At 64.1% G+C, this 16,621-nt stretch carries 18 protein-coding genes; 8 read left to right on the plus strand and 10 right to left on the minus strand.

Annotated elements, in window-relative coordinates; translation table 11 throughout:
• Positions 1-9: 9 nt before the first annotated feature.
• From WN72_RS06060 to WN72_RS06090, 7 genes are all read right to left on the minus strand, one after another.
• Entirely contained in the window at positions 10-1,275 is a 1,266-nt protein-coding gene (locus WN72_RS06060; RefSeq protein WP_027561207.1) for a CpaE/TadZ family protein, read from the minus strand.
• Positions 1,272-2,006: a CpaD family pilus assembly protein gene (locus tag WN72_RS06065; protein ID WP_027561206.1), complete on the minus strand. Its 735-nt coding sequence runs from the start codon at positions 2,004-2,006 to the stop codon at positions 1,272-1,274. Before WN72_RS06065 ends, WN72_RS06060 begins: the two co-directional genes overlap by 4 nt.
• A 19-nt stretch (positions 2,007-2,025) precedes the next feature.
• Positions 2,026-3,501, minus strand: a complete 1,476-nt coding sequence (locus WN72_RS06070; RefSeq protein WP_027561205.1) for a type II and III secretion system protein family protein — start codon at positions 3,499-3,501, stop codon at positions 2,026-2,028.
• Positions 3,502-3,512: 11 nt separating this feature from the next.
• The gene (gene cpaB / locus WN72_RS06075; protein WP_167380862.1) at positions 3,513-4,313 is read right to left on the minus strand and encodes a Flp pilus assembly protein CpaB; all 801 of its coding nucleotides are present in this window, start codon (positions 4,311-4,313) and stop codon (positions 3,513-3,515) included.
• Positions 4,314-4,441: 128 nt separating this feature from the next.
• Positions 4,442-4,966: an A24 family peptidase gene (locus WN72_RS06080; RefSeq protein WP_027561203.1), complete on the minus strand. Its 525-nt coding sequence runs from the start codon at positions 4,964-4,966 to the stop codon at positions 4,442-4,444.
• A gap of 129 nt (positions 4,967-5,095) precedes the next feature.
• Complete coding sequence (locus WN72_RS06085) at positions 5,096-5,236, minus strand: hypothetical protein (RefSeq protein WP_167380855.1); 141 nt, start codon at positions 5,234-5,236, stop codon at positions 5,096-5,098.
• A gap of 75 nt (positions 5,237-5,311) precedes the next feature.
• A complete protein-coding gene (locus tag WN72_RS06090; protein ID WP_008546920.1) occupies positions 5,312-5,476 on the minus strand; it encodes a Flp family type IVb pilin in 165 nt (54 codons plus the stop codon).
• A 271-nt stretch (positions 5,477-5,747) separates the two neighbouring features.
• Here WN72_RS06090 and WN72_RS06095 point away from each other — a divergent pair, with 271 nt between their 5' ends.
• The 4 genes from WN72_RS06095 to WN72_RS06110 all read left to right on the plus strand — a co-directional run bounded on the left by WN72_RS06095 (position 5,748) and on the right by WN72_RS06110 (position 8,685).
• Entirely contained in the window at positions 5,748-6,575 is an 828-nt protein-coding gene (locus tag WN72_RS06095) for a sterol desaturase family protein (protein WP_027561202.1), read from the plus strand.
• A gap of 167 nt (positions 6,576-6,742) precedes the next feature.
• On the plus strand, positions 6,743-7,252 hold the full coding sequence (locus tag WN72_RS06100; RefSeq protein ID WP_092216596.1) for a pilus assembly protein N-terminal domain-containing protein: 510 nt from the start codon (positions 6,743-6,745) through the stop codon (positions 7,250-7,252).
• Positions 7,253-7,474: 222 nt separating this feature from the next.
• Positions 7,475-8,047 (plus strand): TadE/TadG family type IV pilus assembly protein, encoded by a 573-nt coding sequence (locus WN72_RS06105; protein WP_027561200.1) that lies wholly within the window; start codon positions 7,475-7,477, stop codon positions 8,045-8,047.
• A 23-nt stretch (positions 8,048-8,070) separates the two neighbouring features.
• Complete coding sequence (locus tag WN72_RS06110) at positions 8,071-8,685, plus strand: TadE/TadG family type IV pilus assembly protein (protein ID WP_092216595.1); 615 nt, start codon at positions 8,071-8,073, stop codon at positions 8,683-8,685.
• A gap of 115 nt (positions 8,686-8,800) precedes the next feature.
• On the opposite strand, the gene WN72_RS06115 is transcribed toward WN72_RS06110, so the two are convergent.
• The 3 genes from WN72_RS06115 to WN72_RS06125 form a co-directional block, all read right to left on the minus strand.
• Positions 8,801-9,013 (minus strand): cold-shock protein, encoded by a 213-nt coding sequence (locus WN72_RS06115; RefSeq protein WP_027561198.1) that lies wholly within the window; start codon positions 9,011-9,013, stop codon positions 8,801-8,803.
• A gap of 267 nt (positions 9,014-9,280) precedes the next feature.
• The gene (gene infA, locus WN72_RS06120) at positions 9,281-9,571 is read right to left on the minus strand and encodes a translation initiation factor IF-1 (protein WP_008546913.1); all 291 of its coding nucleotides are present in this window, start codon (positions 9,569-9,571) and stop codon (positions 9,281-9,283) included.
• 25 nt (positions 9,572-9,596) lie between these two features.
• Positions 9,597-11,198 (minus strand): DEAD/DEAH box helicase, encoded by a 1,602-nt coding sequence (locus WN72_RS06125; RefSeq protein ID WP_051378230.1) that lies wholly within the window; start codon positions 11,196-11,198, stop codon positions 9,597-9,599.
• A 480-nt stretch (positions 11,199-11,678) separates the two neighbouring features.
• Between WN72_RS06125 and urtA the strand changes: the two genes are divergently transcribed.
• The 4 genes from urtA (at position 11,679) to urtD (ending at position 16,621) form a co-directional block, all read left to right on the plus strand.
• Entirely contained in the window at positions 11,679-13,001 is a 1,323-nt protein-coding gene (urtA, locus tag WN72_RS06130; protein WP_027561196.1) for an urea ABC transporter substrate-binding protein, read from the plus strand.
• Positions 13,002-13,082: 81 nt separating this feature from the next.
• Positions 13,083-14,690 carry an urea ABC transporter permease subunit UrtB gene (gene urtB / locus WN72_RS06135; RefSeq protein WP_092216594.1) on the plus strand — a complete coding sequence of 536 codons (1,608 nt, stop codon included), beginning with the start codon at positions 13,083-13,085 and terminating at the stop codon, positions 14,688-14,690.
• A complete protein-coding gene (gene urtC, locus WN72_RS06140) occupies positions 14,687-15,853 on the plus strand; it encodes an urea ABC transporter permease subunit UrtC (RefSeq protein WP_027561194.1) in 1,167 nt (388 codons plus the stop codon). Before urtB ends, urtC begins: the two co-directional genes overlap by 4 nt.
• Positions 15,854-15,859: 6 nt before the next feature.
• The gene (urtD, locus tag WN72_RS06145) at positions 15,860-16,621 is read left to right on the plus strand and encodes an urea ABC transporter ATP-binding protein UrtD (RefSeq protein ID WP_018646608.1); all 762 of its coding nucleotides are present in this window, start codon (positions 15,860-15,862) and stop codon (positions 16,619-16,621) included.

The following is a 16,621-nucleotide window of genomic DNA, read 5'->3' on the forward strand; positions in this document are numbered from 1 at the left end:
TGCGGCGGCCTATTTTCCCCGCAACTTCTCAATCAGCGGTGAAAGCAGGGACGACTTTTGTTTCTTCGTCTCGCTGCGGCCGGTCAGGCGCTGGGCGATCTGAAGGAACATCTCGATCGACTTGTGGTTGGCGGAGATCTCCGCGATCATCTGGCCGTTGTTGGCCGCCGAGCCGAAGATCTGAGGCTCGAACGGGATCGAGACCACCGGCTGGCTCTCGATCGCCTTGGCGAACTCCGCCGCGGCGATTTCGGGCCGTTTGGGGACGCCGACCTGGTTAAGGCAGTACAGCGGCGGCCGGTCGTTGGGGCGCGAGGCCTTCAGCAGGTCGAACAGGTTCTTGGTGTTGCGCAAGTTGGCGAGGTCGGGCGCCGCGACGATCAGGATGTCGTCGGCCCCGATCAAGGCGCGCTTGGTCCAGCCCGACCATTGGTGGGGGATGTCGAGCACGATGCAGGGCATGGTGGAGCGCAGCGTGTCGAACACGGCATCGAAGGCGTCGGTGCCGAAATCATAGACCCGGTCGAGCGTCGCCGGCGCAGCCAGCAGGCTGAGATGGTCGGTGCATTTCGACAGCAGGCGGTCGATGAAGGCGGTGTCGACGCGATCAGGCGAGAACACGGCGTCGGCAATGCCCTGCGGCGGGTCCTGGTTGTAGTCGAGCCCGGCGGTGCCGAAGGCGAGGTCGAGATCGGCGACCACCGCGTCCATCGCGAGGTCGCGCGCGATCGCCCAGGCGACGTTGTGGGAGATGGTGGAGGCTCCGACGCCGCCCTTGGCGCCGACCACGGCGATGATGCGGCCGACCGCCTTGGCTTCCGGCGCCGAGAACAGGTTGCAGATCGAGCGGACGACGTCGATCGGGCCGACCGGCGCGAGCACGTAATCGCTGACGCCGCGGCGCACCAGCTCGCGATAGAGCATGACGTCGTTGATGCGGCCGATCACGACCACGCGGGTGCCGGCGTCGCAGACGGTGGCGAGCTGGTCGAGCCCGCCCAGGAGGTCGTTGCGGCCGTCGCTCTCGAGCACGATCACGTTCGGCGTCGGTGCCGAGCGGTAGGCCTCGATCGCGGCCGCCATGCCGCCCATCTGGATCTTCAGATGAGCCTTGCCGAGACGGCGATCCTCGCCGGCCGACTGCACCGCGGCAGCGGTCTCCACGGTCTCGCAGAAGGCCTGGACCGAAACACGCGGCGCAGGCGCAATATGCTCCTCGACCGGCGGCGGGGCCTCCGGCTGCTCTTCTTGGGTCTGGCGAGCGTAGCTGATCATTTGCCGGTGTCGCTGAGTTTGGCCCTGTCGGATTCGGGATAGGTCGTCGCCGTCGTCGTTCCCTTGCGATATTTCTCGAAGGCCGTGATGCGACGCGCCGTGTAGGGCGGAGTTTCAGGCCGCGGCTGCTCGAGATCCGACGGATTGTCGACCATCGCCGCCAGATTGCGCTGATAGGCGCAGCCGTAGTTGTAATAGTCCTTGTTCTCGAACCAGCTCTTGTTCTTCATCGACGGTCCGATGTCCTCCGGCCACAGGCCGCAGGGACCCGCGACCGCGGCGATCCTGGAATAAGTGAGCCGGATCGGCGGCAGGAAGCGCCTGTCGTCCGGCTGGTAGGGACGAACGTTGATGCCGCGCGGGGGGATGCCGGCTCCCGCCAGCATGGCCTGGATCTCACGCATCGTCTCCGCGACCGGGCGCGCATTGGGCGTGCCGGACGGCACGTCGATGCGGATCGCACCGGTGCCTTCATGCAGCCAGGCCGACGCGACGCCCATCACGTCGGCGCGCTGGGCGGCGGTCAATCCGCCGCGGGCATGGCCGACGAAGACGACGATCGAGCGGTTCTGCTCCTCGATCGCGATCGGATGGCGCTGCCTGTAGTCGTCGGGAATCGAGGCGGTCGTGACCTCGTCGTGCTGGCAGCCGCCGAGCGCGAGCGCCATGCCGACGAGCGCGCCACCGAGGCGGATGGCGCGTTTGCGAAGCTGGGGTGGTCTAGTCATCATCGTGAAGTCCCCGTTCCGCTCAGTCGGTAATGAAGCCGTAGGTGCCGCGGTAGTTCTTGGCCGGTTCGGTCCGGCCGGGCACGCCGTAGATGCGGTTGATGTTGCCGATCAGCTCAGCCTGCGGATCGGCGGGCGCTGCGAAGCCGTCATCCGGCCGCGACAGGTCCTTTGGTGCCGTTGCGCGAACGACGTAGGGCGTCACGATCACGACCAGCTCGGTCGCGTTGTTGACGAAGTCGCGGCTGCGGAACAGCGTGCCGAGGATCGGGAGCTGCATCAGGCCCGGCAATCCGCTGACCGCCTGCCTGGTTTGCTGCTGGATCAGGCCGGCCATCGCCATCGCGCCGCCGGAGGGAATTTCCAGCGAGGTCTCGGCGCGGCGGGTCCTGATCGAGGGCACCGTCAGCGAGTTCACCGAGGTCGAGGTCACAGCCTGGGACAACGTGATCGCATTTTCGTTCGAAAGCTCCGAGACCTCGGTCATCACCCGCAGGCTGATCTTGCCCTCGCTCAGAACGACCGGAGTGAAGTTGAGCGAGATGCCGAACTTCTTGAAGCTGATCTGGGTGGTACAGACATGCGTGGTGGGATCGCACGCATAGCCTGCCGGCACCGGGAATTCGCCGCCGGCGATGAAGGTCGCGGACTCGCCGGAGATCGCGGTGAGGTTCGGCTCGGCCAGCGTGCGGATCACGCCCGCGGTTTCCATCGCGCGAAGGGTGGCCTGCACCGACGGGGCCCCGCCGAATTTCGCGGTCAGATTGTTGCCGTCGACGAGGTTGTGGCCGAGAGCCGTGAACGGGTTGGTGTTGGTGAAGCTCACCACCGAGGTGCCGTAGTTCAGGTTCGCAGTCAGGTCGATGCCGAGCTGCTTGACGATGCTGCGCTGGACCTCGGCCACCGTCACCTTCAGCATGACCTGGTCGCGGCCGCGGATCACGATCGAGTTCACCACCTTGTCGGCGCCGCCGGCGAGGCGCGCGGCGAGATCGTTGGCCTGCTGCGCTTCGAGCGGATTCGCCGCCGAGCCGCTCAGCACGACACCGTCGCCGAGCCCGTCGATCTGGATGTCGGCGTTCGGCAGGACCTGCTTCAGCGCGGCGCGCACGCCATTGAGATCGCGCTTGACCGCGATGTCATAGGCCGCGATCTGCTGGCCGGCGGAATCGAAGAACACGATGTTGGTCTGGCCGACCGAGGCGCCGATGATGTAGGCGCGCTGCGCCGAGCGGACCACCGCATTGGCGATCTTGGGGTCGGCGACCAGCACGTCCTTGATGTCGCGCGGCAGGTCGATCACGATGGACTTGCCGACGCCGAGCGAGAGGAAGCGCGCGTTCATCTGGCCGTCGGCCGCGACCGGCGTCACGGGGCGATAGTCGGCGGCGACCACGGGGGTGAGCACCGGGTTCAGCGTCAGCGCAAGAGCGGCCGAGAACGACAGGGCGCGGACCAGTGAGGTTCGCATCGTCGCCAAATCTGCCCTGCATTTCATATCGACAGTCCTCATCGTGCCTTCGCGGTCGAGCTCGGGATACCGTAGCGAATGATCGAAACGCCATCGCGCTTCTGCAAGGAATCGTCGAGCGTGATCTCGCTCATCTTGACGTCGGCGATGCTGCGCAGCGCCAGCGACAGCGTTCCGGCCTGACGGGCCGAGGACAGCGCCTGGGTCTGTGCCGGATTGAGCTCGAGCGTGACGGTCTTGCCGACCACCGTGTTCTGGCCGTCCTTCTCCTTCGGAGCCTGGTCGATGGCCAGGACGCGGACGTTGGACAGGATGATCTCGGAGGTGACGATATCGGGCGCGCCGCTGCTCTGGTCGGGGTTCTTCAGGCGGCGGGTCAGAAGCACGTCGACGCGATCGTTGGGCAGGATGAAGCCGCCCGCGCCGGTCTCCGGCGAGATCTCGGTCGAGATCGCCCGCATGCCGCTGGGCAGGATGGCCGCCATGAAGCCGGAGCCCTCGGCCTTGACCAGCTTCTGGTCGCGGATCGGCTCACCCTGGATGAAAGGCGCGCGCGCGATCGAGCCGGTCACCTGGGAAGCGCCCTCGGGACGCTCGTTGCGGCGAATGAAAGTGGAGCTGGCAGTCGCGGCCGGCCAGGTCTGCCATTGCACATCGTCCGGCTTCACGGTCTGGCCGAGGCCGATGTCGTTCTTGGCGACCAGGACGTCGACAGTCGGAAGCTGCGGAGCTTGCGCCACTTGGGTCGGCGCAGAATTGTCCGAGCCGCTCGCCAGATACGCGGCGACACCGCCGGCGCAGATGGCAACCGTCAGGACGACAATGCGTGCCCTATTCATACGCTTCACTTTCCAACAGAACGCCGCGACGCTGCCGCCGCCGTAATCGGCAGTTGACCAGCTATTCGTCAAAGCATGGTTAATGAGGCGTATCTAAATCGCCTTAACGCCTGGTTTACCCGGCGTGTTCAGCGCAGTGCGAAGTGAGTAAGGTCGATCGCCTTCACCCACTCGGTCTCCGGATAGACCATCAGCGCGCCAAGCGTGAGCGCAATGCCGTACGGAATGCCGGTTTCCTTGTCGTGCAGCCGCGCAAGCCAGGCCTGGCCGGCGAGGCCAAAGGGCAGCGGCCATTGCCGGAACTGGAGCAGAAGCAGCGTCAGCGCGCCGCCGAACAGCGAGGCGTAGAGCAGGAAGTCCATCAGCGGCGCGAAGCCGAACCACAGCGCGACGGAAGCTGCGACCTTGGCGTCGCCGCCGCCCATCCAGCCCATCGCAAAGCAGGTGAAGGCCACGGCCAGCAGCAGCGCGCCGGCGCCGACATGGCTGAGCATCTCGTAAGGTGCCATGCCACCTGCGAAAGCGAGCACGAAGAACCCCGCCACCAGCGCCAGCGACACGCGGTTCGAGATCGTCATCGTGAAGAGATCGCTCGCGGCGGCGAAGGCCATCAGGGCCGGAAAGAGCAGAAGGCGCGCAAGGTCGAGGATCATGGGCGTCTTGAGGCCTGTTCTTGAGCCTGGGTTCGTCGCGGGATCGGGCGTCGCGCGATGCTAGCCGGCAGTGCTAAACAAACCGACAACGGCGGCGGCCCTGAGGGCATAAGCCCGCCGAAAGCGCGTTCACCAGAAGCTGGCAATGCGCGCGGCGAGCGCGACCGTCGCAAGCAGCAGCGCAAGGCAGACCCAATAGGCCGGCGAGCCGGTCTGTGCCGCCTCCGCCTCACTCGCCGCGACCGCGGCATCGGTTGTGTACTTGCGCAACGCCACTGGAACTCGCCGTCTTCGAAAAAACAAAGGCCCCGGAGGTCCGGGGCTTTTGCCGTCGTGTCGCGGGGCTTACTTCAGCGAGGAGCTGATCGAGCCGAACTTGGTGTTCATCGTGCTGCCGAGGTTGTTGACGACAGTGATGATGGCCAGCGCGATACCGGCGGCGATCAGGCCGTATTCGATGGCGGTGGCGCCGGATTCGTCCTTCGCGAAACGCGCAATCAGATTCTTCATGAACGTAACTCCATCTGGTGTGTGTGTTCGCCTCGTTCGGCGCTGTCGTTGACGCGCCGAACATGAGAGCCGAGCTCTTTCGGTAGAGTTAATTCGATCGCGTAAACACGCGTCCTGCACGGCGCTTTTGGCCAGAGTGAATGTCGCCTTAAGGCGCAAGCTGCAATTCGCCTCGGTTCCGGACCCGCCGCAAGCGCAGCATCGGCTTCACCGTCCCTTAAATTTCGCGGAGTAGGCCTAGGCAGGACCAGAGTTCAGAAGAGAGGCGACGATGTCGAGCCTGCCCATGCAAGTCGCCCTGATGCTTGGCGAGACCATCGAGAAGGTGATCCCCGTCACCTTCGCGCTCGCGGTGGTTTTCACGGTGCTCGAACATTTCTGGGCCTGCAATCCCGGTCCGTCGTGGTGGCGCAAGCGGGAGATCGTCACCGACATCTGCTACTGGTTCTTCGTTCCGGTGTTCGCCCGCACCATGCGGATCGGGCTGCTGATCGTCACCGCCGGCATCGTCTTCAACATCCACGACGCCGACGAGCTGATCGCCTTCTACGACAACGGTCACGGCCCGCTCTCGCAACTGCCGCTCTGGGTCCAGGGCGTGCTGTTCCTGGTGCTCGCCGACTTCATGCTGTACTGGCTGCACCGGCTGTTTCATGGTGGCGAGTTCTGGAAGTACCACGCCATCCATCACTCCTCCGAGGAGATCAGCTGGATCTCGGCGGCGCGCTTTCATCCGGTCAACCTGGTGCTCGGCACGATCGGCGTCGACGTCGTGCTGCTGATGGCCGGCATCTCGCCGAACGTGATGATCTGGGTCGGCCCGTTCACCACCTTCCATTCGGCCTTCGTGCACGCCAACCTGAACTGGACCTTCGGGCCGTTCAGATACGTGCTGGCGACGCCGGTGTTCCACCGCTGGCACCACACGTCGCTCGAGGAAGGCGGCGACACCAATTTCGCCGGCACCTTCCCGATCTGGGACGTGCTGTTCGGGACCTTCCGCATGCCGAAGGGTGAGCTGCCGAAGGACTACGGCAAGGACGAAGCGACCATGCCGAAGGAGATCGCCGGCCAGCTCGCCTATCCGTTCCGGCGTTAGAGGCGGGGGCCGGCGCCTTCGAGCGCCGCAAAATGCCCGTCCATTCAAACAATAGTCGGCGAATTTGCGGAACGTTCACGAATTAAGGGCAGGTTAGCGGGGTCGGGCACCGGCTCCGCTGTTATCTGTTCGCTTCTGCCGGTTTGTGACGTCCCGGGGGTAAGAGCATGCGTAAAGAGTTGCTGCGCCGTCATGCGCGCGTCTGTCTTCTGGTTGCGGCCGCGGTGCTGGCATCGCCTTCTGCCGGCCTTGCCGAGCCGACCGCCGATACCATCGCGGTCAATGTCGACCAGGCCAAGCTGGTCCGGCTTCCGGGCAAGGTAGCGACCATCGTGGTCGGCAATCCCTTGATCGCGGACGTCACGCTCCAGCCCGGCGGCATGATCGTCGTGACCGGGAAGGGTTATGGCGCCACCAATTTCATCGCGCTCGACCGCGGCGGCGAGATCCTGGTCGACCGCCAAATCCAGGTCGAAGGCCCGAGCGACCGCCTCGTCACCGTCTATCGTGGGATCGAGCGCGAGTCCTACAGCTGCATGCCGCTTTGCCAGCGCCGCGTGACGCTGGGCGACAGCGACGCCTATTTCAACAACACCATGAGCCAGGCCGGTTCGCTCGCCAGCACTGCCAGCGGCAATGCCGGCGGTGGTGGCGGCGGCCCCGCCAAGACCAACTAGCAAGACCAACTAGCAAGACGAACTGGCACGATTTACCCGGGCAGGATCGCTGGTCCTGCCCGCAACGTTGCTTGTGGCAAGCCTCGTCCCCACGAACCGCTCTTGGTTAACGCGCCGTTAACGGTGCGGTCCGGCGGGTGCGGATCGCCTGAAACACTTAAACAATCAGTTTCCGCTATTGAAGGCGGCAGATGATCGTCCGCTGCTGGGGAATTTGACGCGATGCCATCGCCTGCGCCTACGAGGTTCACGCTGCTTGCCGCGCTGCGCCGGTTTCGCCGCAACCGCCGCGGCTCCGCAGCCGTCGAGTTTGCATTGGTCGCACCGGTCTTCTTCGCGCTGCTGTTCGCCATCATCGAGGTGGCAATCATGTTCTTCGCAAGCCAGGTGCTCGAAACCGTCACGCAGAGTTCCGCCCGCGTGTTGCTGACTGGGCAGGCGCAATCCGGTACGGTGACGGCCTGCGCGGTATCCGGCGTGAGCACGCCCTGTTCGCAGGCGACATTCAAGACCTACGTCTGCAGCCAGATCCCAGCGCTGTTTGATTGCAGCAAGCTGTCCATCGACGTTGTGAGCGCGGGCTCGTTCGGAGCGTTGAGCCTCACCAATTATGGCGATTCCTGCAGCTTCAGCCCAAGCGGCGTGCAGTACAGTCCCGGAGGCTCCGGCCAGGTCGTTGTGGTGCGGCTGTTCTATCAGTGGCCGCTCATCGTCACCGGCCTCGGCTTCAATATGGGGTGCAGCAACAAGCGGTTGCTGGTGGCGACTGCTGCATTCAAGAACGAACCGTTCTGAGACAGATGGACCCGAGCTGACCAATGCAGGCGATTGCGAATATCTGGAGGAATGCCCGTAGCTCCGTGCGCGAGTTCGTCGCCGACAGGCGCGCACTCGCGGCGACCGAGTTCGCCGTCATCGTTCCGGTCATGCTGGTGATGTTCTTCGGCACCGTCGAGTTCTCGTCGGCCGTGGCCGTCGATCGCAAGGTCACATTGATTGCACGAACCCTGTCCGATTTGACGTCGCAGTCGATCAAGCTCGCCGATAGCGACATGCAGGACGCGTTCACCGCAAGCATATCGATCGTGCAGCCTTACGACGCTACTCTCGTGAAGGGCACGATCTCGCAGATCTACATCGATGCCGACAGCATTGCCACGGTCCAGTGGAGTAAGTCCGGCACCATTGCGAGCGGAGCGACGCAGGCGACGCTGGCGAACTCTGCCCGGAAGGCCGGCGATAAGGTCACCTCGATGATCCCAGCGGCGCTCCTGGTTCCGTCGACCTACCTTATCCTCGGCGAGGCGAATTACACTTACTCACCCACGATAGGCTATGTGTTGAAGACGAGCCTTCCGCTGGGCGATGTTGCCTACACGCGGCCGCGGCAGACCACCTGTGTGCCCTACAACAGCGTGCCGTCGTCGTGCTGATATCTGCGAGCAGGCGCGAACATGAAAAAAGGCCGTGCACTCCGCCCGGCCTTTTCTTTTGACTTGTCGATTTGCTGACTTGTTCGCTCGAGCCTTTCGGGCCGTGAGCGGTGACTCAGCCGGCGGCGCGGAGGTTGTCGGCTGCCTGCTTGCCGGAACGACGGTCGGCCACGATCTCGTAGGAGACCTTCTGGCCTTCGCGCAGCGAGCCGAGGCCGGCGCGCTCGACGGCGCTGATGTGAACGAACACGTCGTTGCCGCCGTCGTCGGGCGCAATGAAGCCATAGCCCTTGGTCGCGTTAAACCACTTCACGGTTCCCATGCTCATGGGGGTAGTCCCTTCTCAGATACACAATGTAAAAGCCCGCTCGCGCAGGCAGGTTAGATCGAATTTTTGGAAGGGTCGTCAGCGTGTCTGAACCGGCTGTACCGGTGGATGCTAATGTCGTCCGGCCGAAAATCGATTAATTCATTTTATTGGAAATAGGGCCTCAGAACAATCCTGACGTGCACGATTTTTTGATCCGCCGCGATGTCCGCGGCAGATCAGCATACAGGTCAGAATTTTAATTCCGCGCTCGCGCGCCGGAGTCGATCAGCGGCGGCGGAACTGACCGCCGCGCTGCGGCCCGCCTCGCGGCGGTCCGCCGGCTGTTGCGGGACGTTCGTCCTTGTGGCGGAAAATCAGCCGGCCCTTCTCGAGGTCGTAGGGCGACATCTCCACCGTCACGCGGTCGCCCGCCAGCGTCTTGATGCGGTTCTTCTTCATCTTGCCGGCGGTGTAGGCGACGATCTCGTGTCCGGCGTCGAGCTGCACGCGGTAGCGCGCGTCGGGGAGGATTTCGGTGACCAGTCCTTCGAACTGGATCAGCTCTTCCTTAGCCATGTGGTTGTCTCCAGTCGGTGGACGGCTAGTGCGAATGAGGATTGCGGTTCGGTCGACCGGCGGGACGGCTCTCGCGACGCAAAAAGGCAACGCCTTGTATTCCATCAGGCTTGCCTGCGCTATGCGCGGGACGCTGTTCCGACCGATCGGTTGGTGAGGAGTTCATCTTACCACCGGAACCGCGGCGACGGCGAGACCCCTTGGAGGCCTTGTGGCCTTCACCGGGCCTGCCATCAACAGGTCTGCCCTCGACATGGCGTCCTTCGCCGGGCCTTCCGTCGACATGCCGTCCTTCGCCCTGCCGGCCGGCGCTGTGGTGTCGGCCGTCGGCATGCCTTTCGTCGGTACGCCGTCCGTCACCGTGCCGTGCGCCCTGCGGACGCTGGCCCGGGCGGCCGCCCGGCCGGCCCTGTCGTTGTTGCGGCGCGGGGGGGCCCGCATCGCGGCGGCCGGCGTCGGTGCGAAGATCTTCGCGCGGCAGCGCCACCTTGATCAGCCGCTCGATGTCGCGGAGATAGCTGAGCTCCTCGCCACCGGCGACCAGCGAGATCGCGGTGCCGTCGGCGCCGGCGCGCGCGGTGCGGCCGATGCGGTGGACATAGGTCTCGGGCACGTTGGGCAGGTCGAAATTGATGACGTGGCTGATGCCGTCGACGTCGATGCCGCGGGCGGCGATGTCGGTGGCGACCAGGGTGCGGATCTCGCCGGAGCGGAACTGTGCCAGCGTGCGCTCGCGATGGTTCTGCGACTTGTTGCCGTGGATGGCGTTGGCGGCGATGCCGGCCTTGGCCAGCGTCTTCACCACCTTGTCGGCGCCGTGCTTGGTGCGGGTGAACACCAGCGCGCGGTTGATCTCTTCGTCCTTCAGCAGCTTGGTCAAGAAGGCCGGCTTGGCCGAGAAATCAACCTGGAGAATGCGCTGGTTGATCCGCTCGGCGGTCGAGGAGACCGGGGTCACCGCGACGCGGGCGGGGTCACGCAGCATGGAATCGGCAAGCTCGGCGATGTCCTTCGGCATGGTGGCCGAGAAGAACAGCGTCTGCCGCTTGATCGGCAGCTTGGCGACGATTTTGCGGATGTCGTTGATGAAACCCATGTCGAGCATGCGGTCAGCCTCGTCGAGCACGAGGAATTCAACGCTCGAGAGCTTCAGTCCGTTGCTCTGCACGAGATCGAGCAGGCGGCCCGGGGTCGCGACCAGCACGTCGACGCCCTGCATCAGGGAACGGACCTGTCGGCCCATCGGCACGCCGCCGATGGCGAGCGTCGAGGACAGGCGGATGTGGCGGCCATAGGCGTTGAAGCTGTCGAGGATCTGCCCGGACAGTTCCCGGGTGGGCGACAGCACCAGGACGCGGGCCGTCTTCGGCTGCGGCTTGATGCGGTTCTCGAGCAGGCGATGCAGGATCGGCAGCGCGAATGACGCGGTCTTGCCGGTGCCGGTCTGGGCGATGCCGACCACGTCGCGGCCGGTCAGCGCCAGCGGAATGGTTTGAGCCTGGATCGGGGTGGGAGTGACGTAATTCTCTTCGCGAAGAGCGCGGGCGATCGGTTCGGCGAGGCCGAAGTCCTGAAACGAAGTCAAAAGACGGGTTCTTTCCATGTCAAAAGCGGACGCCCGGCGCATCTGGCGCGGCGTACGCAAAAGGGTGTCGAGAAGACACCTGCGTGTTTGGGGTGTCGGATGGCTTGGGAGATATGGGGCAAGCCAGAGGCCCGAAGGGGGCTTAAGAACACGCGGCTCGCTACGACCCCTTGATTCGCAAGAGGTTTCGCTTGCTCATATGGAACATTGAGCGGGCGCTTTCAAGGCAAGCGTGCCCGAAACGGCGATTGCGGTGCAGAAATAGTTATGCCGCAAATTTAGCCAGAGGGGACATTTTGCTTACGAAATGATCTGCCTGCCGCTTTCGCATACATTTCAATTGCTCGTTATTTAGGCGATATGACTGCGGCGAAACTTTGATTAATGGCAATTCTTTAAGCAATAACAAAAGCTTGGTGGGTGCCTCGGGCATGGCACGGTTCTTGCGATTCCGTTAATCGCAGGCGGCCGTGGGGCCGTTTCGCAGCGTATTCACGCCTGCGTCAGGGAGACGAGACACTCATGTTTAACAAATCCACTCACGATATAGCGGCATCATTCAGCCGCCGCGGCGTGCTCGCCGCGACCGCCGGCCTGATGCTCGGCCTGGCTTCCATTTCCGGTGCGAAGGCCGCGGACGACACCATCAAGGTCGGCGTGCTTCATTCCCTGTCCGGCACCATGGCCATCAGCGAAACCACGCTGAAGGACACCATCCTCTTCCTGATCGACGAGCAGAACAAGAAGGGCGGCGTGCTCGGCAAGAAGCTCGAGGCCGTCGTGGTCGATCCCGCCTCGAACTGGCCGCTGTTCGCCGAGAAGGCCCGCGAGCTGATCACCAAGGACAAGGTCTCGGTCGTGTTCGGCTGCTGGACCTCGGTGTCGCGCAAGTCGGTGCTGCCGGTGTTCAAGGAGCTCAACAACATCCTGTTCTATCCCGTGCAGTACGAGGGCGAGGAGTCCGAGCGTAACGTGTTCTACACGGGCGCTGCGCCGAACCAGCAGGCGATCCCCGCCGTCGACTATCTGATGAAGGAAGAGAAGGTGAAGCGCTGGGTGCTCGCGGGCACCGACTACGTCTATCCGCGAACCACCAACAAGATCCTGGAAGCCTATCTGAAGTCCAAGGGTGTCGCCCAGGAAGACATCATGATCAACTACACGCCGTTCGGTCATTCCGACTGGCAGACGATCGTCGCCGACATCAAGAAGTTCGGCTCGGCCGGCAAGAAGACCGCGGTGGTCTCGACCATCAACGGCGACGCCAACGTTCCCTTCTACAAGGAGCTCGGCAACCAGGGTATCAAGGCCAAGGACATCCCGGTGGTCGCGTTCTCGGTGGGTGAGGAAGAGCTCGCCGGCATCGACACCAAGCCGCTGGTCGGCCATCTCGCCGCCTGGAACTACTTCGAGTCGATCAAGAACCCGGCCAACGAGAAGTTCATCAAGGACTGGCAGACCTACACCAAGAACCCGAAGCGCGTGACCAACGACCCGATGGAAGCGCACGTGATCGGCTTCAACATGTGGGTGAAGGCCGTCGAGAAGGTGAAGTCGACCGATCCGGACAAGGTGATCGACGCGCTTCCCGGCATCGAGGCGCCGAACCTGACCGGCGGCACCTCGAAGATGCTGCCGAACCACCACATCACCAAGCCGGTGTTCATTGGCGAGATCAAGGGCAACGGCCAGTTCGACGTGGTCTGGAAGACCCCGAGCCTCGTTGCCGGCGATGCCTGGTCGAAGGAGCTCGACGGCTCCAAGGACCTGATCGGCGACTGGGTCGGCAAGAAGTGCGGCAACTTCAACACCAAGACCAACAAGTGCCTCGGCTCCGGCTCCTGATCCGGACCTGACGTCTATCGCACGATGGGAGAAGACGGCTATTCCGCCGTCTTCTCCCCACTTCTGCCGGGGTGATCCACAGTGCCAACCAATCTATCCGCTCGTTTCTGTACGTTTGTTCTCTCGCTATTCCTGATCGCGTTCGCGCTGCCGGCCTTCGCCGGCCCGTTCGAGGATGCGGTCGCCAAATTCGCCAACGACGAGTTTTCCGACACGGAAGAGGCGATCGGCGTGATCGCCGGCAGTGGCAACAAGCTGGCCTTCCCGATCATCAGCGCGCTCCAGGACGGCCGCCTCATGGCCGATCCCGATAGCAAGAAGGTTTACGTCACCGGTGCCGACGGCAAGTCGATCGACGCCGCAACCGGCGAGCCCGTCGCCAGCGTTCCCGACGGTGCGAGCGCGGTGCGTCTCAACAACCGCCTGCGCCGCAGCGTCGACGCCGCGCTGGGCAGCCTGACGCTGCAATCGCCGGATCTGGCGACGCGTCTCCAGGCCGCGCAATCCGTCTTCAAGTCGCACGAGGAGACCGCGCTCGACGCGGTCGATGCCGCGCTCGCCAAGGAGACCAACAAATCGGTCAAGGCGGCGCTCGGCGAGGCCCGCGCGGCGATCCTGCTGTTCAAGTCCGACGCCAGCGAGGTCGAGAAGCTCGAGGCGGTCGGCACCCTCAAGGCGCGCGGCGACCAGGAGGCCTTGGCGCTGCTCACCGGCATGGGCGAGCAGCCGGCCTCGGTGACCAAAGCCGCGGCCAGCGCGATCAGCTCGATCCAGTCGTCGCTCGCGGTCTGGTCCACGGTGCAGAACGCCTGGTACGGCCTCTCGCTCGGCTCGGTGCTGCTGCTCGCCGCGATTGGCCTTGCCATCACCTTCGGCGTGATGGGCGTCATCAACATGGCCCATGGCGAGATGGTGATGTTAGGGGCCTACACCACCTTCGTGGTGCAGGAGGTGATCCGCACCCGCTATCCCGCTCTGTTCGACTATTCGCTGCTGATCGCCGTGCCGCTCGCCTTCCTGGTCGCCGGAGCGATCGGCGTCTTGATCGAGCGCAGCATCATCCGCTTCCTCTACGGCCGCCCGCTGGAGACGCTGCTCGCGACCTGGGGCCTGTCGCTGGTGCTGCAGCAGGCCGTGCGCACCATGTTCGGCCCGACCAACCGCGAGGTCGGCAATCCCTCCTGGATGAGCGGCGCCTTCGAGCTCGGCCAGATCACCATCACCTATAACCGGCTCTGGATCCTCTGCTTCACGCTCGCCGTGTTCGCGATCCTGCTGGCGATGCTGCGTTACACCGCGCTCGGCCTCGAGATGCGCGCGGTGACGCAGAACCGCCGCATGGCGGCGTCGATGGGCATCGCGACCTCGCGCGTCGACGCGCTGACCTTCGGCCTCGGCTCGGGCATTGCGGGCATTGCCGGTGTGGCGCTGTCGCAGATCGACAATGTCAGCCCCAATCTCGGCCAGAGCTACATCATCGACAGTTTCATGGTCGTGGTGTTCGGCGGGGTCGGCAATCTCTGGGGCACGCTGGTCGGTGCCTTCACGCTCGGCATTGCCAACAAGTTCCTGGAGCCGGTCGCCGGCGCCGTGCTCGGCAAGATCGCGATCCTGGTTCTCATCATCCTGTTCATTCAAAAGCGCCCGCGCGGATTGTTCGCGCTCAAGGGCCGTGCGGTGGAAGCATGACCCCTCACATGCTGACCCGATCACTGGACCGCGGTGCGACGATCTTCCTCGCGATCGTCGCGGCCTGCGGCATCCTCATCCCGCTCTCCAATCTGCTGCTGCCCGCAGGCTCGTTCCTTCAGGTGCCGACTTACCTGGTCGCGCTGTGGGGCAAATATGTCTGCTACGCCATCCTGGCACTGTCGATCGATTTGATCTGGGGCTATTGCGGCATCCTCTCGCTCGGCCACGGCGCCTTCTTCGCGCTCGGCGGCTACGCGATGGGCATGTACCTGATGCGGCAGATCGGCACCCGCGGCGTCTACGGCAATCCTGTTCTGCCCGACTTCATGGTGTTCCTGAACTGGCAGAAGCTGCCCTGGTACTGGTACGGCTTCGACATGTTCTGGTTCGCGGCGCTGATGGTGCTGGTCGTGCCCGGCCTGCTCGCCTTCTGCTTCGGCTGGCTCGCCTTCCGCTCCCGCGTCACCGGCGTGTACCTGTCGATCATCACGCAGGCGATGACCTATGCGCTGCTGCTCGCCTTCTTCCGCAACGATTTCGGCTTCGGCGGCAACAACGGCCTGACCGACTTCAAGGACATCCTCGGCTTCAACGTGCAGGCCGAAGGCACCCGCGCGGCGCTGTTCGCGCTGAGCTGCCTGGCGCTGATCACCGGCTTCCTGATCTGCCGCGCCATCGTCTCGTCCAAGCTCGGTAAGGTCTTGATCGCGGTGCGCGATGCGGAATCGCGCACGCGCTTCCTCGGCTACCGCGTCGAGTCCTACAAGCTGTTCGTGTTCACGGTGTCGGCGTGCATGGCCGGTGTCGCCGGCGCGCTCTACGTCCCGCAGGTCGGCATCATCAATCCCAGTGAGTTCGCCCCCGGCAATTCGATCGAGGCGGTGATCTGGGTCGCGGTCGGCGGCCGCGGCACGCTGGTCGGCGCTGCGCTCGGCGCCGTCGTCGTCAACTACGCCAAGACGTTCTTCACCTCCGGCGTGCTCGCGCCGTACTGGTTGTTCATGCTGGGTGCGCTGTTCATCCTGGTGACGCTGCTGCTGCCCAAGGGCATCGTCGGTACCTTCAATGCCTGGTGGGACCAGACAAAGGAAAAGCGCGCGGCGACTTCGGCGAGCGCCGCGGCTGAAGACGGCGTCACCCAACCGAAGATGGCGGAGTAAGCGGTCATGAACGTCATGGATACCCGCGCGACCTCCGCAATGCTTTACCTGGACGGCGTGCACGTCTCGTTCGACGGCTTCCACGCCATCAACAACCTGTCGCTGACGCTCGAACCCGGCGAGATGCGCGCCATCATCGGCCCGAACGGCGCCGGCAAGACCACGATGATGGACATCATCACCGGCAAGACCAAGCCCGACGAGGGCACGGTGCTGTTCGACGGCGTCACGGACCTGACGCGGCTCGACGAGACCCGCATCGCCGAGCTCGGTATCGGCCGCAAATTCCAGAAGCCAACCGTGTTCGAGAGCCAGACCGTGCAGGACAATCTCCTGCTCGCGCTCAACGTCGATCACTCGGTCCGCGGCACGCTGTTCTGGCGCGGCAGCAAGGCGGAGTCCGAGCGCATCGACAAGGTGCTGGAGACGATCCGCCTCACCGAGGCGCGCAACCGCCTCGCCGGCAGCCTCAGCCACGGCCAGAAGCAGTGGCTCGAGATCGGCATGCTGCTGGCGCAGGATCCGAAGCTGCTCCTCGTCGACGAGCCCGTCGCGGGCATGACCGACGTCGAGACGCATCTCACCGCGGAGCTCTTGAAAGAGATCAATAAGACCCACACCGTGATGGTGGTCGAGCACGACATGACATTCGTGCGCGAGCTCGGCGTCAAGGTCACCTGCCTGCACGAAGGCACGGTGCTGGCGGAAGGTACCATCGACCAGGTCTCGTCCAACGAGCGGGTCATCGAAGTCTATCTGGGACGCTGA

This window comes from Bradyrhizobium arachidis (assembly GCF_015291705.1).
Classification (GTDB): Bacteria; Pseudomonadota; Alphaproteobacteria; order Rhizobiales; family Xanthobacteraceae; genus Bradyrhizobium; species Bradyrhizobium arachidis.